This window comes from Brevibacterium sp. R8603A2 (genome assembly GCF_023072605.1).
Taxonomy (GTDB): Bacteria; Actinomycetota; Actinomycetes; order Actinomycetales; family Brevibacteriaceae; genus Brevibacterium; species Brevibacterium pityocampae.
On record NZ_JALLGN010000004.1, the window covers coordinates 168,600 to 192,185 of the forward strand.

The 23,586-nt window shown below is 72.3% G+C and carries 19 protein-coding genes and 1 tRNA gene; 2 read left to right on the forward strand and 18 right to left on the reverse strand.

Annotated features, from left to right (window positions below):
* Nucleotides 1–18: 18 nt before the first annotated feature.
* Nucleotides 19–2,700 carry a DNA polymerase I gene (polA, locus tag MTQ12_RS05510; protein WP_247424845.1) on the reverse strand — a complete coding sequence of 894 codons (2,682 nt, stop codon included), beginning with the start codon at nucleotides 2,698–2,700 and terminating at the stop codon, nucleotides 19–21.
* 84 nt (nucleotides 2,701–2,784) lie between these two features.
* On the opposite strand from polA, the gene MTQ12_RS05515 reads away from it, so the two are divergent.
* On the forward strand, nucleotides 2,785–3,246 hold the full coding sequence (locus MTQ12_RS05515; protein ID WP_247424848.1) for a hotdog fold thioesterase: 462 nt from the start codon (nucleotides 2,785–2,787) through the stop codon (nucleotides 3,244–3,246).
* Nucleotides 3,247–3,292: 46 nt separating this feature from the next.
* Here the strand turns inward: MTQ12_RS05515 and MTQ12_RS05520 are convergent, their stop codons facing one another.
* Nucleotides 3,293–3,910: a response regulator gene (locus MTQ12_RS05520; protein ID WP_137319785.1), complete on the reverse strand. Its 618-nt coding sequence runs from the start codon at nucleotides 3,908–3,910 to the stop codon at nucleotides 3,293–3,295.
* 94 nt (nucleotides 3,911–4,004) lie between these two features.
* Between MTQ12_RS05520 and MTQ12_RS05525 the strand changes: the two genes are divergently transcribed.
* Nucleotides 4,005–4,086, forward strand: a tRNA-Leu gene (locus MTQ12_RS05525).
* A 54-nt stretch (nucleotides 4,087–4,140) separates the two neighbouring features.
* Here the strand turns inward: MTQ12_RS05525 and pyk are convergent.
* From pyk to hisG, 16 genes are all read right to left on the reverse strand, one after another.
* The gene (pyk, locus tag MTQ12_RS05530; RefSeq protein WP_265809600.1) at nucleotides 4,141–5,670 is read right to left on the reverse strand and encodes a pyruvate kinase; all 1,530 of its coding nucleotides are present in this window, start codon (nucleotides 5,668–5,670) and stop codon (nucleotides 4,141–4,143) included.
* A 91-nt stretch (nucleotides 5,671–5,761) separates the two neighbouring features.
* Nucleotides 5,762–7,210, reverse strand: coding sequence for a glutamate synthase subunit beta (locus MTQ12_RS05535; RefSeq protein ID WP_247424854.1), 1,449 nt, complete (start codon nucleotides 7,208–7,210; stop codon nucleotides 5,762–5,764).
* Nucleotides 7,203–11,849, reverse strand: a complete 4,647-nt coding sequence (gene gltB, locus MTQ12_RS05540) for a glutamate synthase large subunit (RefSeq protein ID WP_247424857.1) — start codon at nucleotides 11,847–11,849, stop codon at nucleotides 7,203–7,205. The genes MTQ12_RS05535 and gltB overlap by 8 nt, the downstream gene beginning before the upstream one ends.
* Before the next feature lie 135 nt (nucleotides 11,850–11,984).
* Nucleotides 11,985–13,151: a prolipoprotein diacylglyceryl transferase gene (gene lgt / locus MTQ12_RS05545; protein WP_137319788.1), complete on the reverse strand. Its 1,167-nt coding sequence runs from the start codon at nucleotides 13,149–13,151 to the stop codon at nucleotides 11,985–11,987.
* Nucleotides 13,144–13,926, reverse strand: a complete 783-nt coding sequence (gene trpA, locus MTQ12_RS05550) for a tryptophan synthase subunit alpha (protein WP_247424860.1) — start codon at nucleotides 13,924–13,926, stop codon at nucleotides 13,144–13,146. Before trpA ends, lgt begins: the two co-directional genes overlap by 8 nt.
* Nucleotides 13,926–15,155, reverse strand: coding sequence for a tryptophan synthase subunit beta (trpB, locus tag MTQ12_RS05555; RefSeq protein ID WP_247424865.1), 1,230 nt, complete (start codon nucleotides 15,153–15,155; stop codon nucleotides 13,926–13,928). The genes trpA and trpB overlap by 1 nt, the downstream gene beginning before the upstream one ends.
* Before the next feature lie 68 nt (nucleotides 15,156–15,223).
* Nucleotides 15,224–16,024, reverse strand: coding sequence for an indole-3-glycerol phosphate synthase TrpC (gene trpC / locus MTQ12_RS05560; RefSeq protein WP_137319791.1), 801 nt, complete (start codon nucleotides 16,022–16,024; stop codon nucleotides 15,224–15,226).
* Nucleotides 16,021–16,299, reverse strand: a complete 279-nt coding sequence (locus tag MTQ12_RS05565; RefSeq protein WP_137319792.1) for an HGxxPAAW family protein — start codon at nucleotides 16,297–16,299, stop codon at nucleotides 16,021–16,023. The genes trpC and MTQ12_RS05565 overlap by 4 nt, the downstream gene beginning before the upstream one ends.
* Nucleotides 16,300–16,383: 84 nt before the next feature.
* Nucleotides 16,384–16,881 carry a Trp biosynthesis-associated membrane protein gene (locus MTQ12_RS05570; protein WP_137319793.1) on the reverse strand — a complete coding sequence of 166 codons (498 nt, stop codon included), beginning with the start codon at nucleotides 16,879–16,881 and terminating at the stop codon, nucleotides 16,384–16,386.
* On the reverse strand, nucleotides 16,878–18,419 hold the full coding sequence (locus tag MTQ12_RS05575) for an anthranilate synthase component I (RefSeq protein ID WP_137319794.1): 1,542 nt from the start codon (nucleotides 18,417–18,419) through the stop codon (nucleotides 16,878–16,880). Before MTQ12_RS05575 ends, MTQ12_RS05570 begins: the two co-directional genes overlap by 4 nt.
* Nucleotides 18,397–18,756, reverse strand: a complete 360-nt coding sequence (hisI, locus tag MTQ12_RS05580; protein ID WP_137319795.1) for a phosphoribosyl-AMP cyclohydrolase — start codon at nucleotides 18,754–18,756, stop codon at nucleotides 18,397–18,399. Before hisI ends, MTQ12_RS05575 begins: the two co-directional genes overlap by 23 nt.
* Nucleotides 18,753–19,526, reverse strand: coding sequence for an imidazole glycerol phosphate synthase subunit HisF (gene hisF / locus MTQ12_RS05585; RefSeq protein ID WP_137319796.1), 774 nt, complete (start codon nucleotides 19,524–19,526; stop codon nucleotides 18,753–18,755). The genes hisI and hisF overlap by 4 nt, the downstream gene beginning before the upstream one ends.
* 8 nt (nucleotides 19,527–19,534) lie before the next feature.
* Entirely contained in the window at nucleotides 19,535–21,040 is a 1,506-nt protein-coding gene (locus tag MTQ12_RS05590) for an acetyl-CoA carboxylase carboxyltransferase subunit alpha/beta (RefSeq protein WP_247424869.1), read from the reverse strand.
* Nucleotides 21,041–21,045: 5 nt separating this feature from the next.
* Complete coding sequence (locus MTQ12_RS05595; RefSeq protein ID WP_247424872.1) at nucleotides 21,046–22,248, reverse strand: CoA transferase; 1,203 nt, start codon at nucleotides 22,246–22,248, stop codon at nucleotides 21,046–21,048.
* 34 nt (nucleotides 22,249–22,282) lie between these two features.
* The gene (locus MTQ12_RS05600; RefSeq protein ID WP_247424874.1) at nucleotides 22,283–22,741 is read right to left on the reverse strand and encodes a PH domain-containing protein; all 459 of its coding nucleotides are present in this window, start codon (nucleotides 22,739–22,741) and stop codon (nucleotides 22,283–22,285) included.
* On the reverse strand, nucleotides 22,725–23,567 hold the full coding sequence (gene hisG / locus MTQ12_RS05605; protein ID WP_137319800.1) for an ATP phosphoribosyltransferase: 843 nt from the start codon (nucleotides 23,565–23,567) through the stop codon (nucleotides 22,725–22,727). Before hisG ends, MTQ12_RS05600 begins: the two co-directional genes overlap by 17 nt.
* Nucleotides 23,568–23,586 lie beyond the last annotated feature (19 nt).

Genomic DNA, 23,586 nt, shown 5'->3' on the forward strand with positions numbered 1-23,586 from the left:
CGCAGCGGGCGCCCGGCCTCAGTGGGCGGCCTGCTGCCAGGTCGCGCCGCGGCCGATGTTGACCTCGAGCGGCACCTCGAGCTCCGCGGCCGCACCCATCGTCGTCGCGAGCAGCTCGGCCACCGCATCGAACTCGCCGTCGGCGAGCTCGAGCACGATCTCGTCGTGCACCTGGAGGAGCACCCGGCTGGCCAGCCCGGCCTCGGCGAGCGCCGCGTCGACGCGGAGCATCGCGATCTTCATGATGTCGGCCGCAGTGCCCTGGATCGGGGCGTTGAGCGCGGCGCGTTCGGCCATCTCGCGGACCTGGCGGCGGTCGCTGCTCAGCTGCGGGAGGTAGCGGCGACGGCCGTACATCGTCTCGGTGTATCCCACTCGGCGGGCGGACTCGACGGCTCCGGCGAGGTACTCCTGGACGGCGCCGAAGCGCTCGAAGTACTCGTCCATGAGGCCGCGCGCCTCCTCGACGCCGATCCGCAGCTGCTTGGACAGACCGTAGGCGGACAGGCCGTAGACGAGCCCGTAGGACATCGCCTTGACCTTGGAGCGCATCGCCGGGGTGACGGCGTCGGTGCTCACGTCGAACACGCGCGCACCGACGAAGGAGTGGAGGTCCTCGCCGGCCCGGAACGCGTCGATGAGCCCCGCATCGCCCGACAGATGGGCCATGATGCGCATCTCGATCTGCGAGTAGTCGGCGGTGACGAGGTCGGCGAAGCCGTCCCCGGCCGCGGGCACGAACATCTCGCGGATGCGCCGCCCGGCGTCGGTGCGCACGGGGATGTTCTGGAGGTTCGGGTCGATCGAGGACAGGCGGCCGGTCGCCGCGACCGTCTGCAGGTAGGTCGTGTGGATCCGGTCGTCGTCGGCGACCATCCGCTCGAGCCCGACGACGGTCTGCTTGAGCTTCGTCGTGTCGCGGTAGCCGAGCAGGTGCTCGAGGAAGGGGTGCCCGGTCTTGACGAACAGGTCGGTGAGCGCGTCGGCGTCGGTGGTCCACCCGGTCTTCGTGCGCTTGGTGCGCGGCATCTCGAGCTCCTCGAACAGCACCGTCTGGAGCTGCTTGGGCGAGCCGAGGTTGACCTCGTGGCCGATCGCGGCGTAGGCGGCGTCCGCGCTCGCCTGGGCCTGGGCGCCGAACTCGGCCCCGAGCGCGGTGAGCCCGGAGCGGTCGACGGCGATCCCGGTGAGCTCCATCCGCGCGAGGATCGTCACGAGCGGGATCTCGATGTCGGTGAGCACCCCGGTCATCCCGGCGGCCTCGATCCGCTCCCGGAGCACCGCGGCGAGGGGGAGCACTGCCCAGGCGCTCCGGCCGATGCCGGTGAGCGCGCTCGCGGCGTCCGCCGGCCCGAGGTCGAGCGTGCCGGCCTCGGGCTCGTCCTCCGCGACGGCGGGGCTGAACCCGCAGTAGCGGGTGCAGAGATCGGCGAGCTCGTAGGTCCGCTGGTCGGGCACGAGCAGGTACGCGGCGATCTCGGTGTCGAGCGCGAGGTGCGGCAGCGGGTACCCGGCCTGGGCGAGCGCCTTGAGCTGCGGCTTGGCGCTGTGGAGCACGAGTCCGGGATGCGAGCCGAGCAGCTCCGACAGCGCGTCGACGGCCGCAGGGTCGAGTGTCGTGAGGTCGGCGGCGACGGCCGCATCGCCCTGCGCGATCCCGATCGCGTCGACGGTGCCGAGGCCGAGCTCGAAGCGCGCGTCGGTGGCGACCCCGACCGGCGCCTCGGCGTCGAGCCCGGAGACGAACTCGACGAGCCCGGCGGCGTCGACGAGGCGCGGGACGGGGATCTCCGCGTCGGCCGCCGGTGCCGCGGCGGCGCCGAGCAGCGGTTCGAGGCGGCGCCCGAGGACCTGGAACTCGAGCTGGTCGAGCAGCGCCTCGACGGCCTCCCGGTCGGCCTCTCCGCGCACCGCCTCCGCCGCCGAGGTGGCGAGCTCGAGGTCGGTGACGAGCCGATTGAGGCGATGGTTGCGCTCGACCTCGGACAGGTGGGCGCGCAGGTTCTCCCCGGCCTTCCCGCCGATGTCGTCCGCGGCGGCGAGGACCGCGGGGAGGTCGCCGTACTTCGTCAACCACTTCGCCGCGGTCTTGTCGCCGACGCCGGGCACACCGGGCAGATTGTCGGCCTTCTCCCCCACGAGCGCCGCGAGCCCCCGGTAGTTCTCCGGGCTCACGCCGTACTTGTCCTCGATGGCCTCCGGGGTCATCCGGGCGAGCTCGCTCACCCCGCGCTTGGGGTAGAGGATCGTCACGCTCGGCGAGGCCAGCTGGAAGGAGTCCTTGTCCCCGGTGACGATCCCGGTCTCCATCCCCGCGGCGGTGCCCTGCACGGCGAGGGTGGCGAGCACGTCGTCGGCCTCGAAGCCCTCCTTCGTCACCACCGGCACGGCGAGGGCGCGCAGCAGGTCCTGGATGAGCTCGACCTGGCCGTGGAACTCCGGCGGGGTCTTCGCCCGGCCGGCCTTGTACTCCGGGTACTCCTCGAGCCGGAAGGTCTCGCGGCCGAGGTCGAAGGCGACCGCGATGTGGGTGGGCTCCTCGGAGGCGAGTACATTGATGAGCATGGACACGAAGCCGTAGACGGCGTTCGTGGACTGGCCCGTGGTGGTGGAGAAGTTCTCCACCGGCAGGGCGTAGAAGGCGCGGTAGGCCAGGGAGTGGCCGTCGATCAGCAGCAGTCTGCGGGTATCCGTACTCACCCTGCCAGCCTAGCGCCTCGCGTCCCCGCACGCCCCGCACCCACCTCGACGCACCCGTTCGGCTGCCCGGAGCAAGGAGTAGGAATGACCGCACACGATCGACCGCGCATGGAGCCGGGGCTCGCCCCCGAGGACTACCGCCGCCTCATGGAGTACAACGCCGGCCGCACTCCGGGCACGCTCGTCGAGCGGTGCGGCATCGAGTTCCTCGACATGGGCTACGACTGGTTCTCCGCCCGGATGCCGGTGGAGGGCAATCTGCAACCGGCCGGGCTGTTCCACGGCGGGGCGCACGTCGTGCTCGCGGAGACCCTGGGGTCGATGCACTCGTACCTGCTGGCGAACGGGCACGACGTCGTCGGAGTCGATCTCAACGCCACCCATCTGCGGCCCATTCGCGAGGGCTGGGTCTACGGCCGCGCGGAGGTCCTCCACCACGGGCGCACGCTCATCAGCCACGAGGTGAAGATGACGAACGCGGACGGGAAGCTGCTGTCGATCGTGCGGATCACGAACTTCGTCCTCGCGCAGCGCTCGCAGGGCTGAGCCCGCTCGCAGCGCTGAGCCCGGGGCCTGGCCGCTGGAGTTCGGATCAGCCCTTGTTGCCGATCTGGCTGAGGACGGTCTCGGCGACCTCGCGCATCGTCAGACGCCGGTCCATCGACGTCTTCTGGATCCAGCGGAACGCCTCGGGCTCGGTGAGCCCCATGTTCGACATGAGCAGGCTCTTCGCCCGGTCGACGAGCTTGCGGGTCTCGAAGCGGTCGGTGAGGTCGGCGATCTCCGTCTCGAGCGCACCGATCTCGGCGTGCCGCGACAGCGCGATCTCGAGCGCCGGGGCGAGGTCGGCGGCGGTGAAGGGCTTGACGACGTAGGCCATCGCGCCGGCGTCGCGAGCGCGCTCGACGAGCTCCTTCTGCGAGAACGCGGTGAGGAGCACGACCGGGGCGATGCGGGCGCGGGCGATGCGCTCGGCGGCGGAGATGCCGTCGAGGATCGGCATCTTGATGTCCATCACCACGAGGTCGGGGCGGAGCTCCTCGGCGAGGCGGATCGCGGATTCGCCGTCGGCGGCCTCGCCGACGACGTCGTAGCCGATCTCACGGAGCATCTCGACGATGTCGAGGCGGATGACCGCCTCGTCCTCGGCGACGACGATCCGGCGGACCGGACCCTGATCGGGGGCGGGGGCGCTGTCTGAAGTAGGCACGCCCCGATCTTAGACCCCCGGGCGCGGGCTTAGCCACCTGCCCCGGGCCCGGCGAAGCGCGCATGCACGCACGTGCTCTACCATGGACGGGTATGCCGGATTGGCGGAATTGGTAGACGCGGCGCACTCAAAATGCGCTGTCGCAAGACGTGCGGGTTCGAGTCCCGCATCCGGTACTCGAAGCCGCGCGGGCACCCGGGCAGGATCCCGGGGCGCTTCCGCTCCCCCGCTCAGGACTGCGCGGCGTCCTCCCGGATCTCCCCGTACCCCTCGAGCGGGTTCTCCCCGTTGTCCGACTCGTCGCGGTAGGCCGCGGCCAGCCCCTTCGAGGCATCCCCGATCCGGTGCACGCGCAGCGCGTTCGTCGACCCGGCGATCCCCGGCGGGGAGCCGGCGACGATGACGCACAGCTGCCCCTCCTGGGCACGACCGTTGCCGAGCAGCACCGCATCGACCTGGCGCGCCATCTGGTCGGTGTGGCGCACCTCCTTGACGAGGAACACCTGGGCGCCCCAGGTCAGCGCGAGCTGGTGCCGCACGCGCACGTCCGGGGTGAAGGCGAGGATCGGGTGCGGGGCGCGCAGGCGCGACATCCGGCGCACCGAGTCGCCCGACTGGGTGAAGGTGCACAGCAGGTCGATGTCGAGCTGCTGGGCGACCCGCACCGCGGCCGCGGTGATCGCGCCGCCGCGGGTGTGCGGCTCGGTGCCGAGCTCCGCGATCCGCTCGAGCCCGTGCTCCTCCGTCGAGGTGATGATCCGGCTCATCGTGCGCACCGCCTCGAGCCAGTGCGCCCCGACCGAGGTCTCCCCCGAGAGCATGAGGGCGTCCGCGCCGTCGAGCACGGCGTTCGCGCAGTCGGAGGCCTCCGCGCGGGTGGGGCGCGGCTCCTCGATCATCGACTCGAGCATCTGGGTGGCCACGATGACGGGCTTGGCCTGCCGCCGGCACAGCTCGACGGTGCGCTTCTGCACGATCGGCACCTGCTCGAGCGGGAGCTCGACGCCGAGGTCGCCGCGGGCGACCATGATCCCGTCGAAGGCCTGCACGATGTCCGGGAGCACCTCGACGGCCTGCGGCTTCTCGAGCTTCGCGATGACCGGGATGAGGATGTCCTCCTCGCGCATGACATCACGCACGAGCTCGGCGTCCGCGGGAGTGCGGACGAAGGACAGGGCGACCCAGTCGGCACCGAGGTGCAGGCCCCAGCGGAGGTCCTCGATGTCCTTGTCCGACATCGCCGGCACGGACACCGCCACGCCGGGCAGGTTGATGCCCTTGTGGTCGGAGATGCGGCCGCCGACCTCGACCTCGCAGCGGACGTCGGTGTCGGTGACCTCGACGGCGCGCAGCCGGATCCGGCCGTCGTCGACGAGGAGCGGATCGCCGACCTCGACGTCGCCGGGCAGTCCGGCGTAGCTCGTCGACACCTCGCTCGCCGAGCCCGCGACGTCCCGCGTGGTGACCGTGAAGGCATCCCCCTTGGAGAGCTCCGGCTTCGCGCCGTCGGCGAAGGTGCCGACGCGGATCTTCGGACCCTGGAGATCGATGAGGACGCCGACGGTGCGCCCGGTGTCCTGGGCGGCCTGGCGCACCCAGCGGTAGCGCTCCTCGTGCTCGGCACGGGTGCCGTGGCTGAAGTTGAAGCGGGCGACGTCGACGCCCTCCTCGATCAGCGCGCGGATGTCCTCGTAGGTTGCTTGGGCGGGGCCGAGAGTGGCGACGATCTTTGCATGCCTCATGCCGTCCACCCTAGTCATCCGGGGTGCCCCGCGTCGCGTGCGCAACGAGGAATTCGCGCATCCGTCATCATCCTCACACCCGCCGCACGGTGCGCCGGGAGCGGAGGGGTCACACGCTGAGCGCGGCCTCCGTGGGCATGACCGGCTTGGGCAGCAGCGTCGAGCCCATGAGGTAGGCGTCGACCTCCGCGGCCGCCGCACGGCCCTCGGCGATCGCCCACACGATGAGCGACTGGCCGCGGCCGGCGTCGCCGGCGACGTAGACGCCGGGGACATCGGTCGAGTAGTCGCGGGCCCGGGCCAAGCTGCCGCGCTCGACGGCGAGCCCCCAATCGGCGAGCTGCGCGGTCTCCGGGCCGGTGAAGCCCAGCGCGATGAGCACGAGGTCGGCGGGGATCTCCTGCTCGGTGCCCGGCAGCGGGACGCGCCGGCCGTCGACGAACCCGGTCTCCGCCACCGACAGCGCGCGCAGCGCACCGGCGTCGTCGGAGAGGAACTCCACCGTGGAGGCGAGGAAGGTCCGCTCCCCGCCCTCCTCGTGGCTGGTCGAGACCTCGAACACGCGCGGCGTCGTGGGCCAGGGGCCGTCGGCGGGGCGCTCGACGGGCGGGCGCTTGCCGATCGCGAGCGTCGTCACCGAGTTCGCCTGCTGGCGCAGGGCGGTGCCGAGGCAGTCGGAGCCGGTGTCGCCGCCGCCGATGATGATGACGTCCTTGCCGGCGGCGTCGATGATCTCGACCTCGTCCCCGGCCTGCTGCCGGTTGACGGGCACGAGGTAGTCCATCGCGAACTCGACGCCGGGCAGGTCCCGGCCGGGCAGCGGGAGATCGCGCGGGGCGAGCGCACCGGTGCACACGACGATCGCGTCGAAGCGGTCGTGGAGGTCGTCCCAGGAGATGTCGACGCCGATCTCGACCCCGGTGCGGAACCGGGTGCCCTCGGCGCGCATCTGCGCGAGCCGGCGGTCGATGTGGTGCTTCTCGAGCTTGAAATCCGGGATGCCGTAGCGCAGCAGCCCGCCCACCCGGTCGTCGCGCTCGTACACGACGACGGTGTGGCCTGCCCGGGTGAGCTGCTGGGCGGCGGCGAGGCCGGCCGGCCCGGACCCGACGACGGCGACCCGGCGCCCGGAGATCCGCTCCGCGACGAAGGGCGTGATGAGTCCCTCCTCGAACCCGCGGTCGACGATGGTGACCTCGATGTTCTTGATCGTCACCGCCGGCTGGTTGATGCCGAGCACGCAGGCGTTCTCGCACGGTGCGGGGCAGGCGCGGCCGGTGAACTCCGGGAAGTTGTTCGTGCTGTGGAGGAGGCCGACGGCGCGCTCGAGCTCGTCGCGCCACATCGCGTCGTTCCACTCCGGGATGTAGTTCCCCAGCGGGCACCCCTGGTGGCAGAAGGGGATGCCGCAGTCCATGCAGCGTCCGGCCTGCTCGATGAACGCCTGCCGGTCCATCGTCGTGTTGATCTCCCGGTAGTCCATGAGCCGCACCGGGACCGGTCGCTTGGGCGGGAGCTCGCGCTCGGTGACCTTGAGGAATCCGCGCGGATCAGCCATGAGTTGCCTCCAGAATCGTGGTCCAGGCCTCGTCGCCCTCCGGGTCGAGCCCCGACTCGGCGCACTGCGCCTGGATCTCGAGGACCGCCGCGTAGTCGGCGGGGACGATGCGGGTGAAGCGGGCGAGCACGTCCTCGCCGCGGTCGTGGGCGGCGAGCAGCTCGGATGCGAGCGACGAGCCGGTGTGGTGGACGTGCGAGGCGAGGAGCTCGAGGAGCTCGGCGGAGTCCTCGGCCTGCACCCCGTCCAGCCGGAACCGGCCGGCGCGCACGTCCGCCCGATTCATCCGCGCGGCGTCGAAGTCGAGCAGATAGGCGGTGCCGCCGGACATCCCCGCGCCGAAGTTCCGGCCCACCGCGCCGAGGACCACCGCGGTGCCGCCGGTCATGTACTCCAGGCCGTGGTCGCCGATCCCCTCGACGACCGCGCGGGCCCCGGAGTTGCGGACGAGGAACCGCTCGCCGACCTGACCGGAGATGTACATCTCGCCGCTCGTCGCGCCGTAGCCGATGACGTTGCCGGCGATGACGTTGTCCTCCGGCCGGCCGGACACGCCGGGTGCGGTGCGCACTGCGATGCGCCCGCCGGACAGCCCCTTGCCGACGTAGTCGTTCGCGTCGCCGGAGAGGTGGATGCTCACCCCGGCGGGCAGGAACGCGCCGAGCGACTGGCCGGCGTTGCCGCTGAGGCGCACGGTGATCGTGTCGTCGGGGAGCTCGTCGGTGCCGAAGGTGCGCGTCACGGTGTGGCCGAGCAGCGTGCCGACGCTGCGGTCGATGTTGCACACCTCGGCGTCGATCTCCACCGCCTCCCGGTTCCGCAGGGCGGGTGCGGCGGCGCTGATGAGGCGCTGGTCGAAGTGCTCCTCGATGCGGTGGTTCTGCACCGTCGTCTGCTTGCGCACCGTCGCCGGCGAGCCGTCGACGAGGGTCGGCACGGTGAGGATCGGCGTGAGGTCGAGCCCCTGCGCCTTCCAGTGCCCGATCGCCTTGCGCATATCGATCCGCTCGACCTGCCCGATCGCCTCGTCGAGACTGCGGAAGCCGAGCTCGGCGAGGAGCTCACGGACCTCCTCGGCGATGAACTCGAAGAAGTTGACGACGAACTCCGGCTTCCCGGTGAACCGGCTGCGCAGCACCGGGTTCTGGGTCGCGACGCCGACGGGGCAGGTGTCCTTGTGGCACACGCGCATCATCACGCAGCCGGACACGACGAGCGGGGCCGTCGCGAAGCCGAACTCCTCGGCGCCGAGCAGCGCGGCGATGACGACGTCGCGGCCGGTCTTGAGCTGGCCGTCGACCTGGACGCTGATTCGCTCGCGGAGATCGTTGAGGAGCAGGGTCTGCTGCGCCTCGGCGAGGCCGAGCTCCCAGGGGGCGCCGGCGTGCTTGAGAGAGTTGAGCGGGCTCGCACCGGTGCCGCCGTCGTGGCCGGACACGAGCACGACGTCCGCGCTCGCCTTCGCCACGCCCGAGGCGACCGTGCCGATGCCCATCCCCGCGACGAGCTTGACGTGGATGCGGGCGGCCGGGTTGGCCCGCTTGAGGTCGTGGATGAGCTGGGCGAGGTCCTCGATCGAGTAGATGTCGTGGTGCGGCGGCGGGGAGATCAGGCCGACGCCCGGGGTCGCGTGGCGGGTGCGCGCCACCCAGGGGTAGACCTTCGACGGCGGGAGCTGCCCGCCCTCGCCGGGCTTCGCGCCCTGCGCCATCTTGATCTGGATGTCCTCGGCGTGGGTGAGGTAGAGGCTGGTGACGCCGAAGCGCCCGCTCGCCACCTGCTTGATCGCCGAGCGCCGCTCCGGGTCGAGGAGCCGGTCGACGTCCTCGCCGCCCTCTCCGGTGTTCGACTTGCCGCCGAGCCGGTTCATCGCGATCGCGAGCGTCTCGTGCGCCTCCTGCGACAGCGAGCCGTAGCTCATCGCCCCGGTCGAGAACCGGCGCACGATCGAGCTCACCGGCTCGACCTCCTCGAGCGGGATCGGGCCCGAGTCGAGCGGCCGCAGGTCGAACAGCCCGCGCAGCGTCATGAGCTCCTCGGCCTGGTCGTCGACGAGGCGGGTGTACTCCCGGAAGATGTCGTAGCGGCGGGTGCGGGTCGAGTGCTGGAGCTTGAACACCGTCTCCGGGTTGAAGAGGTGGGTGGGGCCCTCGCGGCGCCACTGGTACTCCCCGCCGATCTCGAGCCGGCGGTGCGGCAGCGGCGGGTGCTGGGCGGGGTAGGCCATGGTGTGGCGGGCATCGACCTCGGCGGCCACACCCTCGATGCTCAGGCCCTCGAGCCGGGACACCGTGCCGGTGAAGTAGCGGTCGACGAAGGCCTTGGACAGGCCGACGGCCTCGAAGGTCTGGGCGCCCTGGTAGGACTGCACCGTCGAGATGCCCATCTTCGACATGATCTTGAGCAGGCCCTTGTTGAGGGCGGTGAGGAGGTTCGCGACGGCCTGCTCCTCGGTCACCGAGGGGATCCGGCCCTCGCGGACGAGGAGCTCCGCGGTCTCCATCGCGAGGTAGGGGTTGACCGCGGAGGCGCCGTAGGCCATGAGGGTCGCGACGTGGTGGACCTCGCGGACGTCGCCGGCCTCGACGAGGAGCGACACCCGGGTGCGGGAGCGCTCACGGATGAGGTGGTGGTGGATCGCCGAGGTCAGGAGCAGCGAGGGGATCGGGGCGAGCTCGGCGGTGGAGTCGCGGTCGGACACGATGAGGTAGTGGACCCCGCGCGCGATCGCCTCGCTCGCCTCGGTGCACAGCTCCTCGATCCGACGGGCCATGCTCACTCCCCCGCCGGCCGGCGCGTAGAGCCCGCTGAGCACGTGGGACGAGGGCCGCTCCGCGCCGCCGCGGCGGCGCGGCTTGGTGAGGTGGACGAACTTCGCGAGCTCGTCGTTGTCGATCACCGGGTAGGGCAGGAGGACCTGCCGGGCGTGCTCGGGGCCGGCGGCGAGCAGGTTGTGCTCGCGGCCGAGCCCGGTCGCGAGGCTGGTGACGAGCTCCTCGCGGATCGCATCGAGCGGCGGGTTCGTCACCTGCGCGAAGCTCTGCACGAAGTAGTCGAAGAGCATCCGCGGGCGCTGCGCGAACGCGGCGATCGCGGTGTCGGAGCCCATCGCGCCGATCGGCTCCGCCCCGGTCTCCGCCATCGGCCCGATGAGGAACATGAGGTCCTCGTCGTTGTAGCCGAAGGTGCGCTGGCGGCGATCCACGGAGGACTGCGGGTGGACGATGTGCTCCCGGTCGGGCAGGTCGGCGAGCTCGGAGCTCTCCGTCTCGAGCCACTCCGCGTAGGGGTGCGCGGCGGCGAGCTCGTCCTTGATCTCCGCATCCGGCACGATCCGGCCGGCGGCGGTGTCGACGAGGAACATGCGGCCGGGCTTGAGGCGGCCGCGCTTGATGATCCGCTCGTCGGGCAGGTCGATGACGCCGACCTCGCTGGCGAGCACGACGGTGTCGTCGGTGACGACGTAGCGGGCGGGCCGCAGGCCGTTGCGGTCGAGGACGGCGCCGGCCACAGTCCCGTCGGTGAAGGACACGCAGGCGGGTCCGTCCCACGGCTCCATGAGGAGCGAGTGGTACTCGTAGAAGGCCCGACGCGCCGGGTCCATGGAGTCGTCGTTCTGCCACGCCTCGGGGATCATCATCATCACCGCGTGGGGCAGCGAGCGGCCGCCCATGACGAGGAGCTCGAGGACCTCGTCGAACGACGCGGAGTCGGAGGCGCCCTCGGTGACGACGGGGAAGAACCGGCTGAGGTCGCGGGTCGAGCCGTCGGACCACGGCGAGGCGAGGGTCTGGGCCGACATGTCGCTCTCCCGGGCGCGCATCCAGTTGCGGTTGCCGCGCACGGTGTTGATCTCGCCGTTGTGGGCGATCATCCGGAAGGGCTGCGCGAGCGGCCAGGACGGGAAGGTGTTCGTCGAGAACCGGGAGTGGACGAGCGCGATCCGGGACACGAACCGCTCGTCGTGCAGGTCGGGGTAGAACGCCTCGACCTGGGCGGTCGTGAGCATGCCCTTGTAGGTCAGCGTCTTCGAGGACAGCGAGGGGAAGTAGATCCCCTCGTGCTCGCTGCGCTTGCGGGTCGCGAAGCACCGCCGCTCGAGCTCCTCCTGGAGCGGACGGCCGTGGTCGTCGGTGGTCACCGGGATCTTCGGGTCGAGGGCGAGGAACACCTGGCTGAACTGCGGCATGACGGCCCGCGAGGCGCGTCCGACGATATCGGCGACGATGGGCACCTCGCGCCAGCCGAGCACCCGCAGGCCCTCCTCGGCGGCGAAGCCGGCGACGATCGCGCGGCCGCGCTCGGGGTCGGCGGGGTCGAGGAACGCGGTGCCGACGGCGTAGTCGCCGGGCTCCGGCAGGGAGAAGTCGAGGACGTCGCTCAGGAACCGGTGCGGGACCTGGACCGTGATGCCGGCCCCGTCGCCGGTGCCCTCGTCGCCGCCGACGGCGCCGCGGTGCTCCATGTTGCGCAGCGCGGTGAGGGCCTGCTGGACGACGAGGTGGTCGGCGTCCCCGCGGTAGCGGACGATCATCGCCAATCCGCACGAGTCGCGCTCGGCCCCGGGATCGTAGAGTCCCCGTGCGGCCGGGAGGGCGCTGTGGGGCAGGGCGGGCGCGGACATGCGGGATGGGCTCATGGCACCGTCCTTCTCAACTGCTGCGGACATGGTTTCTGCGGACGGCGCTGTCTGCATCGGTCAGCGGGCGGACCCCGAGGACCTGCGAGGGGTGACGCGGGTCACCGATCGCGGGTTTGCAGTGTACACGAACTGTCAGTCGGCGCGCGGCGGGCGTTCGGATCGTGTGCGCGACCCCACCTGCGGGACGATCGAGATCGCCGAGGTCACCGCACCGAAGAAGCCGAAGCTCCGCTTCGACATCGTCGAGCCGCGCGGATCCTCGGGGTCCTCGGGATCACGCGGAGCAGGGCCGGATGCCCTCCCGGGAGCGGCGTTCCCGGGGGCGGTGCCGGCGGCCGTGGGGCCGGCATGGCCGGCCGAGCCATGGTCGTCGTGGTCGCGGCCGTCGGTGTCGTCGTCCGATCCGGGCTGCGCCCGCCGGCCGGTGTAGACCCCGTCCTCGGGTGCCCGGTGGCGGATCCGGGAGAGCACGAACAGCGCCGCGCCGAGGGCGAAGACGAGGATCGACACCCAGACGTTGAGGCGGACGCCGAGGATGAGCTCGGCGGTGTCGATGCGCAGTGCCTCGATCCATACGCGGCCGGCGGTGTAGTAGCAGATGTAGAGGAAGAACACCTGGCCGTGGCCGAGCGCGAACCGGCGCCCGGCCCAGATCAGGAGGACGAACCCGACGAGGTTCCACAGGGACTCGTAGAGGAAGGTCGGGTGGAACAGGGTGTCGGCCGGCAGCGCGGCGTCGGGCCAGTTGGGGTTGGGCGCGCCGTCGATCTCGCGGTCGATCGCCAGCCCCCACGGCAGGGTGGTCGGGGCGCCGAACAGCTCCTGGTTGAACCAGTTGCCCCAGCGGCCGACGGCCTGGGCGAGGATGAGCCCGGGAGCCGCGGCGTCGAGGAACGCGGTGAAGCGGATGCCGTAGTGCCGGCAGACGAAGAAGACGGTGAGGACGCCGAGCGCGACCGCGCCCCAGATGCCGAGCCCGCCGTTCCAGATGTAGAGCGCGGCGACCGGATTCCCGTTCGGCCCGAAGTACGGGTCGGGGGTGGAGAACACGTGGTAGAGCCGGCCGCCGATGATGCCGGCGGGAATCGCCCACATGGCGATGTTCCACAGGTCGTCCTCGGACCCCCCGCGCGCCTGCCAGCGACGGTTCGTCACCCACAGCGCGAGCACGATGCCGAGCAGGATGCACAGCGCGTAGGCGTGGATGGTCAGCGGTCCCAGCGAGAACCCGCTCCACGAGGGCGAGGGGATCGCTGCGAGCACGTCGACGGCCGTTCCGGCGGTGCTCGGCTCAGCCACGGTCGCGCACCCCGGCGGCGAACTCCGCGGCCTGCCGCTCGAGTGCGGCGGTCCCGCCGGAGTCGAGCGCCTTGACGAGCGCGGAGCCGACGATGACCCCGTCGGCGTAGGCCGCGACCTCGGCGGCCTGCTCGCGCGTCGACACGCCGAGTCCCACGCACACGTGCTCGGCGCCGGCCGAGCGGGTGTCGGCGACGAGCTGGGCGGCCGCGGAGCCGACCTCGGCGCGGGTGCCGGTGACGCCCATCGTCGAGGCGGCGTAGACGAAGCCGCGCGAGCTGCCGGCGACGTAGGCGAGCCGCTCGGGGCTCGAGGACGGCGCGACGAGGAAGATCCGATCGAGCCCGTGGGCGTCGGAGGCCGCGATCCACTCCCCCGCCTCGTCCGGGACGAGGTCGGGGGTGACGATGCCGCTGCCGCCGGCCGCGGCGAGGTCGCGGGCGAACGCCTCGACCCCGTAGCGCTCGACGATGTTCCAGTACGTCATCGTCACCGCCGCTGCGCCGGCCTCGCGGACGGCCTCGATCGCGGTGAGGACGTCGCGGGTGCGCACCCCGCCGGCGAGCGCGGTGACGCCCGCGGCCTCGATGACCGGGCCGTCCATCCCGGGGTCGCTGTAGGGCATGCCGACCTCGACGATGTCGACGCCGCCGGCGACGAGGGCGCGCATCGCGTCGAGCGAGCCGGGCACGTCGGGATAGCCGACCGGCAGGTAGCCGATGAAGGCGGCGCGGTTCTCCGCCGCGCAGGCGCGGAGCACGGGTGCGGTGCTCATCAGTCCTCCTCGTTGTTCGCGTCGAAGTAGCCGAAGTACTTCCCCGCCGTGTCGACGTCCTTGTCGCCGCGGCCGGACAGGCACACGGCGATGACGGCATCGGGCCCGAGCTCGCGGCCGAGCTGGAGCGCCCCGGCCAGAGCATGGGCGCTCTCGATCGCGGGGATGATGCCCTCGGTGCGGGCGAGCAGCCGGAAGGCCTCCATCGCCTCGGCGTCGGTGATCGCCCGGTACTCGCCCCGGCCGGAGTCGTGGAGCCAAGCGTGCTCGGGACCGACCCCGGGGTAGTCGAGGCCGGCGGAGATCGAATGGCTCTCGATCGTCTGTCCGTCGTCGTCCTGGAGCATCATCGAGCGGGCGCCGTGGAGCACGCCCTCGGTGCCCCGGGTGAGGGACGCGGCGTGGAGCTCTCCCCCGTCGCCGCCGGGCTCGCACCCGACGAGCCGGACCCCGGAGTCGGGGATGAAGGCGTGGAACATGCCCATCGCGTTGGACCCGCCGCCCACACAGGCGGTGACGGCGTCGGGCAGGCGGCCGACGAGCTCCTCGATCTGGGCGCGCGCCTCGAGCCCGATGATCCGCTGGAACTCGCGCACGAGCATGGGGAAGGGGTGCGGGCCGGCGACGGTGCCGAACACGTAGTGGGTGGTGTCGACGCTCGCGACCCAGTCGCGGAAGGTCGCGTTGATCGCGTCCTTGAGGGTGCGGGATCCGGCCTCGACGGCGATGACCTCGGCACCGAGGAGCCGCATCCGGGCGACGTTGAGGGCCTGCCGCTCGGTGTCCTGGGCGCCCATGTAGATCCGGCACTCGAGTCCCATGAGGGCGGCAGCGGTGGCGGTCGCGACGCCGTGCTGGCCGGCCCCGGTCTCCGCGATGAGACGGGTCTTGCCCATCCGCTGTGCGAGCAGCGCCTGCCCGAGGACGTTGTTGATCTTGTGGCTGCCGGTGTGGTTGAGGTCCTCGCGCTTGAGGAGGATCCGGGCACCACCGGCGTGCTCGGCGAAGCGCGGGGCCTCGGTGAGCAGGCTCGGGCGGCCGGTGTAGACGCGGTGGAGGCGGTGGAGCTCGGCGACGAACCCGGGGTCGACGGTCGCCTTGGCGAAGGCGTCGGTGATCTCGTCGAGGGCGCTGATGAGCGCTTCCGGGATGAAGCGGCCGCCGAACGTCCCGAAGTACGGGCCCTGGGGCAGTTCGGAGGCCGGTGATGAGAACAGCTCGTGGTCCATGAGGTCCTTCGGGATCGGATGCGGCGAGTGGAGCGGCGCGCGGGCGTGCCGGAGGCGGCGGGTGGGGCTCAGCGGTGGGCGGCGACTGCGGCGCGGCCCGCGGCGGTGAACTCCGCGACGGCCTCCTGCGGGCGGCCGCCGGTGACGAGCGCCTCGCCGACGAGCGCGAGGTCGGCCCCGGCGTCGGCGAAGGCGGTGACGTCCCCGGCGTCGGTGACGCCGGATTCGCCGACGAGCACCGCCGCGGGCGGGCAGTCGGCGGCGAGCGGGGCGAACCGCGCGAGGTCGACGGTGAGGTCCTTGAGGTTGCGCGTGTTGATGCCGATGAGCGGCGCCTCGAGGGCTGCCGCCGCGGCGACCTCGTCCGGGGTGTGCGCCTCGACGAGCACGGCCATACCGAGCTCGGTGGCGAGACCGTGGAGCTCGGCGAGCTGGGACTCGCTCAGCGCGGCGACGATGAGGAGGACGATGTCGGCGCCGTGGGCGCGGGCCTCGTGGACCTGGTACTCGGTGACGACGAAGTCCTTGCGCAGGAGCGGCACGTCGACCGCGGCGCGCACGGCATCGAGGTCGGCGAGGCTGCCGCCGAAGCGGCGCTCCTCGGTGAGCACGCTGATCGCGGCCGCGCCCCCGGCGGCGTACGCGGAGGCGAGGGCGGCCGGGTCCGCGATGTCGGACAGGGCGCCCTTCGAGGGCGAGGACCGCTTGACCTCGGCGATGATGCCGAAATCGCCGGGCGCCCGCGGGAGCAGCGGCCGCACCGGGGCGGCGGCCGCCGCCCGGGCGCGGATCTCGGCCAGAGGGACTGCGGACTCACGCGGCCCGAGGTCCTCGCGGACCCCGGCCACGATGGCGTCGAGCACGGTCACCGGTGGTGGCCCGACTTCTGCTTCCCGCCCTTGCCCGCGGCACGCAGCACGAGGCCGACGATGGGGCCGATGGCACAGACGATGATGCCGGCCCAGAAGACGGTCCAGTTGCCGGCGACGCTGCCGAAGGTGGCGATGATCGCGCCGGCGAAGATGATGAAGACGCCGGTCCAGCCGGCGACGGTGTTGCCGTGTCCGGGATCCTGGACCGCGGTGTAGTCGATGGACGACCGGTCGAGGTCTCCGGTGCCGTCGCGCGCGATGATCTCTGTCATGGTTCTCCTTCTCTGGGGCTGCGTGCCGTCATTGTCTCACGAGGGCGGGCCGGGTCGCGCCCCGACCCGCGATGCAGGATCCGCTCATACGTCCTCCCCGCGGGACAGCGCGTCCCAGGTGCGGGTGGGATCCGCGCCGGGCTCCCCGTCGTCGGCCGCGCTGCTGCGCTCGTAGCGGGCCGAGGCCTGCCAGCGGCCGCTCGCGCGCGTCACCCACGCCGCGACGGCGGCGACCGCGAGACCGAGCACGAGGCCGACGCCGGGCCACGCCGTGTGGGGCCGGTCGGCGAGCATCGTGGCGAGCGCGACACCGGAGTAGCCGAGCGCGGCGAGCACCGCGACGCCGCCGACCACCCAGCGCCCGACCCGTTCGAGGAGGCCGAAGAGGAGCGCGATGACGGCGATGATCGCGGCGCAGGAGACGAGCAGCGGGGAGTTCCCGGGCGCCTCGGCGGTCGCCTGGGCGACACCGGGTACCGGGGTGGTGGGGTCCGCGGCGGCGGTGATCCACGTGCGACCGGCGACGATCCACAGGGCGGCCGCGGACACGAGGAGGGCGAGGATGCCGCGCGCCTTCGTCACCGGGGTGCCCCCGCGGTCCGCTCCGGTTCCGTCCCGGGGGTGCGCAGGGTGTGGGCCGCGGCGGCGGCGCGGAGCACCGCGGCGGCCTTGTTCTGCGTCTCGATGTACTCGGTGTCGGGCACGGAGTCGGCGACGATCCCGGCGCCGGCGGACACACTGATCACCCCGGGGCGCATGATGCCGGTGCGGATCGCGATCGCGACGTCGAGGTCGCCCGTGAAGGACAGGTAGCCGACGACCCCGCCGTAGACGCCGCGCGCGGTCGGCTCGAGCCGATCGATGATCTCGAGCGCGCGCGGCTTGGGCGCTCCGGACAGGGTGCCGGCGGGGAAGGTCGCGGCGAGCACATCGACCCCGCTGCACCGCCGATCGAGGCTGCCGGTGACGGTCGACACGATGTGCATGATGTGGCTGTAGCGCTCGATCTCCATGAACTCGACGACGTCGACGCTGCCGGGTTCGCAGACCTTCGAGAGGTCGTTGCGGGCGAGGTCGACGAGCATGAGGTGCTCGGCGCGCTCCTTCTCGTCCGCGAGCAGGTCGCGGGCGAGCTCGTGGTCCTCCTCCGGCGTCGCCCCGCGCGGCCGGGAGCCGGCGATCGGATGGGTGACGACGTGTCCGGCCTTGACGGTGACGAGCGCCTCGGGCGAGGACCCGACGATGCTCAGCGGCCGCCCGTCGGGGGTCGGGACGTCGAGGAGGTACATGTAGGGGCTCGGGTTCGTGGTCCGCAGCATCCGGTAGACGTCGAGCGGGTCGGCATCGCAGGGCGAGTCGAAGCGCTGCCCGAGCACGACCTGGAAGATCTCCCCGTCGACGATCTCCTGCTTGGCGGTGAGCACGGACTCGAGGTACTCCTCGCGCGGGGTGCGCGGCTTGACCTCGGGCTCGAGCGGAGTGTGGACGGCGACGGTCGAGGGGGCCGGGGCGAGCAGGTCGTCGATCATCGCCGCGAGCCGGGCGCGCCCGGTGTCGTAGGCGGCATCGATGCCGGAGTCGCGGCCGTCGACGTTGACGACGTTCGCCACGAGGGTGACCCGGGAGGTCGAGTGGTCGAAGATCGCGACGTCGCCGGGGATCGACAGGCTGAGCTCGGGCACCGCGTCCTCCGGCAGCGGGCCGTGGCCGAGCCGCTCGAAGCGGCGCACGACGTCCCAGCCGAGGTAGCCGACGAGGGACGAGATCATCGGCGGCAGGTCGGGGTGCGGGACGTCGATGTGGAGCAGCTCGAGGGTGGCGCGCAGGGCGGTGAGCGGGTCGCCGCTCGTCGGGGCGCCGGCCGGCGGGGTGCCGAGCCAGGCGACCTCGCCGTCGACCTCGGTGAGGGTGGCGATCGGGTGGCGGCCGATGAAGGAGTAGCGGCTCCACACTCCGCTCGTCGCCGATTCGAGGAGGAACCCGCCGGGCCGACCGCCGGCGAGCCGGCGGTAGATGCTCAGCGGGGTCTCGGAGTCGGCGAGCACGGTCGTGTACAGGGGCACGAGGCGGTGGTCGGCGCCGAGGGCCCGGAACTCCTCACGCGTCGGGGTGACGGACATCGATCTCCCTCCCGGTGAAGCAGGTGGCGGTGTTCGTGTGGCAGGCCGGGCCGGTCTGGTCGACGGTGAGGAGCACGGTGTCGGCGTCGCAGTCGAGGGCGAGCCCGCGCACGTGCTGGACGTGCCCGGAGGTCTCCCCCTTGACCCAGTACTCGCCCCGCGAGCGCGACCAGTAGGTGGCCCGCCCGGTGGTCGCGGTGCGGCGCAGCGCCTCGGCATCCATCCAGGCGAGCATGAGGACCTCCCGGGTGGTGTGCTCCTGCACGACGACGGGCACCAGGCCGTCGGGGCTGAAGACGACGCCGGGCAGCGCGTCCTCGATGGTCGGCGGTGTCATCGGACCTCGATCCCCTCGGCGCGCAGAGCGTCCTTGACCTCACCGACGGTGAACTGCCCGAAGTGGAACACGCTCGCGGCGAGCACCGCGTCGGCCCCGGCGCGCACGGCCGGCGCGAAGTGCTCGACGGCACCGGCCCCGCCGGAGGCGATGAGCGGCACGTCGACGACGGCGCGGGCGGCGGAGATGAGCTCGAGGTCGAAACCGGCCTTCGTGCCGTCGGCGTCCATGCTGTTGAGGAGGATCTCCCCGGCGCCGAGCTCCGCGGCGCGCCGCGTCCACTCGATCGCGTCGATCCCGGTGCCCCGGCGGCCGCCGTGGGTGGTGACCTCGAAGCCCGAGGGGGTGGGATCCGCCCCGGGCGGGACCCGGCGGGCGTCGAGGGACAGCACGAGCACCTGATTGCCGAACCGGTCGGCGATCTCGGCGAGGAGCTCGGGCCGGGCGACGGCTGCGGTGTTGACCCCGACCTTGTCGGCCCCGGCCCGCAGCAGGCGGTCGACGTCGGCGGTCGAGCGGACTCCCCCGCCGACGGTGAGCGGGATGAACACCTGTTCGGCGCAGCGGCCGACGACGTCGAGGGTCGTCTCCCGGTCGCCGCTCGAGGCGGTGACGTCGAGGAAGGTGAGCTCGTCGGCGCCCTCGGCGTCGTAGCGGTGGGCGAGCTCGACCGGGTCCCCGGCGTCGCGCAGCCCGGTGAAGTTCACTCCCTTGACCACGCGTCCGGCGTCCACATCGAGGCAGGGGATGACCCGTACCGACACTGCCATGGAGCTCCTCACAGTCCGAGGTTGCGGTAGCGCTCGATGCGGCGGTGCCAGCGGCGGTCCGCCGGCTGGCGCATGAGCGCGATGATCTCGTGTTCGAGGGTAGCCGACACGCGGGCGACGAACGCCTCCGGCTCCGCCGCGGCGTCGGGCTCCTCCGCGATGATCCTGTCCGCGACGCCGTCGGCGAGCAGCCGTTCGGCCTGCACGCCCTGCGCCTGGGCCATCTCCGGGGCGTGCTCGGTGTCGCGGTGGACGATCGCCGAGGCGCCCTCGGGCGGGAGCGGGGACAGCCAGCCGTTCTGCGCGGTGAGCACGCGGTCGGCCGGGACGAGCGCGAGCGCTCCTCCGCCGCTGCCCTCGCCCATGATCAGCGACACGGTGGGCGCCTCGAGGGTGATGAGATCGGCGAGCGAGCGGGCGATCTCGCCGGCCAGGCCGCCCTCCTCCGCCTGCTTCGACAGCGCCGCTCCGGGGGTGTCGATGACGGTGACGAGGGGCACGCCGAGCTCGCGGGCGAGCGCCATGCCGCGGCGCGCCTCACGCAGGGCGGCCGGGCCCATGGGCTCGTGGGAGCGCTGCCGGTAGCGGTCCTGCCCGAGCACGATGCACGGCGCGCTGCCGAACTTCGCGGTCGCGAGCAGCAGGCCGGGGTCCTTCTCCCCCTGGCTGGTGCCGTTGAGCGGCAGCACGTGGGTGGCGCCGTGGCGCAGCAGCTCGCGCACGCCGGGGCGCTCGGGGTTGCGGGAGGCCGTGATGATGTCCCAGGCCCGGGTGCCGGACGGAGCGGGGTCGGGCGCGGTCTCGGGGTCCGGCACGGGGGCGGGCACCTCGCGGCTGCCCATGAGGACGTCGAGCACCTTCGCGACGGTGTCGGCGATCCGCTCGGGACCGATCACGGCGTCGATGATGCCGAGCCGGTGGAGGTTCTCCCCGGTCTGCACGCCGGTGGGGAACTCGCGGCCGTAGAGCTGCTCGAACACGCGCGGGCCGAGGAAGCCGATGAGCGCGCCGGGTTCGGCGACGGTGAAGTGGCCGAGCGAGCCCCAGGAGGCGAACACGCCGCCGGTGGTGGGGTGGCGGAGGTAGACGAGGAAGGGCAGGCCGGACTGCTTGTGGGCCATGACGGCCGCGGTGATCTTGACCATGGAGAGGAAGGCGACCGTGCCCTCCTGCATCCGGGTGCCGCCGGAGGCGGGCCCGGCGAGCAGCGGCAGCCCCTCGGCGGTGGCCCGCTCGATCGCGGACACGAGCCGCTCGGCGGCGGCGACGCCGATCGAGCCGGCGAGGAACCGGAACTCGCAGGCGACGACGGCGACGCGGCGGCCGCGCACGAGTCCCTCACCGGTGATGACCGCCTCGTCGACGCCGGACTTCCGAGCCGCCCGGCCGAGCTCGGCGGCGTAGTCCGCGTCGATCCCGGCGGCCGGGGTGACAGGGGTGGTGTCCCAGCTCGTGTAGGTCCCGGGGTCGACGACGAGGTCGATGAGCCCGCGGGCGTCGAGTCGCTGTGCCATAGCCCTCAGCCCTCGAGCCAGGAGCGGATGACGGCGTCGTGCTCGCCGAGCAGCGGCGGCGCGAGGTGCTCGGTGACGGTGGTCTCCGTCTCCCCGGCGGCGTCGGCGTCGAAGAACCGGACCGGGGGCCCGGGCAGGTCCATCGGGCCGACGACGGGATGGTCGACGGTGATCTTGAGGCCCTGGGACAGCGCCTGCTCCCAGTCGTAGACCTCGGGGAGGGTGCGGACGATCCCGGCGGGGATGCCGGCGGCGGCGAGCTTCTCGAGCAGCGCCGCGGACTCGTAGGCGGCGAACACGTCCTCGATCGCGGCGGTGACGGCCGGCCGGTTCGTCACCCGCTCGGAGTTCGTCGCCATCCCCGGGGCGGCGGGGTCGAGGTCGAAGGCGGCGCAGAAGCGCTGCCACAGGCCCTCGTTGCCGACGGAGATCTGCACAGCACCCCCGTCGCAGTGGAACAGGCCGTAGGGCGAGAGCGAGGGGTGGTGGTTGCCGCCGGGGCGCGGGTCCTCGCCGGCGACGGTGGCGCGGGTGCCCTGGAAGGCGTGGACGCCGACCATGCCGGCGATGAGCGAGGTGCGCACGACCTTGCCGCGGCCGGTGCGCTCGCGCTCGAGGAGGGCGGCGAGGACGCCGTAGGCGCCGTAGATGCCGGCGAGCAGGTCCGCGATCGGGACGCCGACCTTCTGCATGTCGTCGGGTCCGGAGCCGGTGAGCGACATCAGGCCGGCCTCGCCCTGCGCGATCTGGTCGTAGCCGGCGCGCTGCGCCTCGGGCCCGTCGTGGCCGAAGCCCGTGATCGAGAGGATGACGAGGCGCGGGTTGATCTCGAGGCAGGTCGCGGTCGAGAAGCCGAGCCGGTCGAGCACGCCGCCGCGGAAGTTCTCGACGAGGACGTCGGCGCGGGCGATGAGGGCGCGCAGGGTGGCCTTCCCGTCCTCGCTCTTGAGGTCGAGCGCGATCGACTCCTTGTTGCGGTTGCAGGAGAAGAAGTAGGTGGCCTGCAGGTCGTCGGCGGGCCCCACGAAGGGCGGCCCCCAGGAGCGGGAGTCGTCGCCGGAGGCGGGGTTCTCGACCTTGATGACGCGGGCGCCGAGGTCGCCGAACAGCTGCCCTGCGTGGGGGCCGGCGAGCGCGCGGGACAGGTCGACGACCGTGTACCCGGACAGGGCGCCGGCGGTGCGGGGATTGGGCGTGGGTCGGGACATGGCTGCCTTCCGGTGGGAGGGTCCGCGCGCGGCCTCAGTTGTCGGGGCCGTCGGGGGTTCCGTACGTGTCCACGAGTCTACGCAATCGGCCCGCGGCGGCGAATCCGCGGGCGCCGTCGGCGGTCTGGATCGCCATCACCGCATACGTGGTGCCGTCGGCGAGGTCGAGCAGCGGCCACGGCTGTCCGCTCGTCGTCGAGTAGCTCACGCCGATGATCTCCGGCCAGGTGAAGGTCCGGGTGCGCACGATGTTGCGGACGGTGAGCGATGCGGGGGTCGCGATCGCGCGCACCGAGCCGAGGCGCCACAGGATCGCGGCGAAGAGGACGCCGAGGGCGATGAGCCAGATGTGGTCGACCGGCTTCCATGCGTCCCAGCCGATCGTGCCCAGCCCGTAGGACAGGGCGATGAAGGCGGCGAGGACCGCGACCGCGGCCACCAGTGTCAGGGGCCGCAGCACGTAGGGGCGGAAGACCTCACATCCGGCAGGCATCGATCGCGGTAACGAGGATCGCCCGTGCCCCGGCCGAGTACAGCCGGTCCATGATCTTGTGGGAGTCCTTCTTCTCGACCATCGAACGCACGGCCGACCATGCGGGGTCGTTGAGCTGGGAGACCGTGGGGCTCTCGTAGCCCGGGGTCACCGCGATCGCATCGGCGAGCAGCTCGGTGCGGATGTCGTAGTCGATGAGCACGTAGGAGCGGGCGACCATGACGGACTGCATGCGCCGGATGAAGACGTCCGCCCCCGGCTTGGTGACCTCGCCGCGGGCGATGAGCACGCCCTCGGACATGAGGATCGGCTCGCCGAAGGTCTCGAGGCCGGCCATCCGCAGGGTGGTGCCGGTCTCGACGACGTCGGCGATCGCATCGGCGACTCCGAGCTCGATCGACACCTCGACGGCGCCGTCGAGCTTGACGGTGGTCGCCTCGATGCCGCGGCGGGCGAGGTCCTGGTCGACGAGCACGGGGTAGCTCGTGGCGATGGTCTTCCCGGCGAGCTCGGCGGGGTCGGAGTAGGTGCCCTCCTCCGCCGCGTAGTGGAAGGCGGAGCGGCCGAAGCCGAGCTGCATGACCTCGTCGGCCTCCGCCTCGGACTCCAGCAGGAGGTCGCGCCCGGTGATCCCGATGTCGAGGATGCCGCGGCCGATGTAGGTCGCGATGTCACGGGGCCGCAGGTAGAAGAACTCGATGTCGTTGTCGATGTCGCGATGGACGAGGCGCTTGGAGTTGAGCCGCAGGGAGTAGCCGGCCTCCCGCAGCATCGTCGTGGCCGATTCCGACAGCGCGCCCTTGTTGGGCACTGCGACACGGAGCATGATGTCCTTTCGAGGATCC

Excerpts from the sequence above, each read along its gene's own strand:
- MTQ12_RS05535 (WP_247424854.1), bottom strand. The coding sequence starts at position 7,210 with ATGGCTGATCCGCGCGGATTCCTCAAGGTCACCGAGCGCGAGCTCCCG.
- hisF (WP_137319796.1), bottom strand. The coding sequence starts at position 19,526 with ATGGCAGTGTCGGTACGGGTCATCCCCTGCCTCGATGTGGACGCCGGA.
- MTQ12_RS05515 (WP_247424848.1), top strand. The coding sequence starts at position 2,785 with ATGACCGCACACGATCGACCGCGCATGGAGCCGGGGCTCGCCCCCGAG.
- trpA (WP_247424860.1), bottom strand. The coding sequence starts at position 13,926 with ATGAGCACCGCACCCGTGCTCCGCGCCTGCGCGGCGGAGAACCGCGCC.
- MTQ12_RS05575 (WP_137319794.1), bottom strand. The coding sequence starts at position 18,419 with ATGTCCGTCACCCCGACGCGTGAGGAGTTCCGGGCCCTCGGCGCCGAC.
- hisI (WP_137319795.1), bottom strand. The coding sequence starts at position 18,756 with ATGACACCGCCGACCATCGAGGACGCGCTGCCCGGCGTCGTCTTCAGC.
- gltB (WP_247424857.1), bottom strand. The coding sequence starts at position 11,849 with ATGAGCCCATCCCGCATGTCCGCGCCCGCCCTGCCCCACAGCGCCCTC.
- trpB (WP_247424865.1), bottom strand. The coding sequence starts at position 15,155 with ATGGACCACGAGCTGTTCTCATCACCGGCCTCCGAACTGCCCCAGGGC.
- pyk (WP_265809600.1), bottom strand. The coding sequence starts at position 5,670 with ATGACTAGGGTGGACGGCATGAGGCATGCAAAGATCGTCGCCACTCTC.
- MTQ12_RS05565 (WP_137319792.1), bottom strand. The coding sequence starts at position 16,299 with ATGACAGAGATCATCGCGCGCGACGGCACCGGAGACCTCGACCGGTCG.
- MTQ12_RS05600 (WP_247424874.1), bottom strand. The coding sequence starts at position 22,741 with ATGCCTGCCGGATGTGAGGTCTTCCGCCCCTACGTGCTGCGGCCCCTG.
- MTQ12_RS05590 (WP_247424869.1), bottom strand. The coding sequence starts at position 21,040 with ATGGCACAGCGACTCGACGCCCGCGGGCTCATCGACCTCGTCGTCGAC.
- MTQ12_RS05595 (WP_247424872.1), bottom strand. The coding sequence starts at position 22,248 with ATGTCCCGACCCACGCCCAATCCCCGCACCGCCGGCGCCCTGTCCGGG.
- hisG (WP_137319800.1), bottom strand. The coding sequence starts at position 23,567 with ATGCTCCGTGTCGCAGTGCCCAACAAGGGCGCGCTGTCGGAATCGGCC.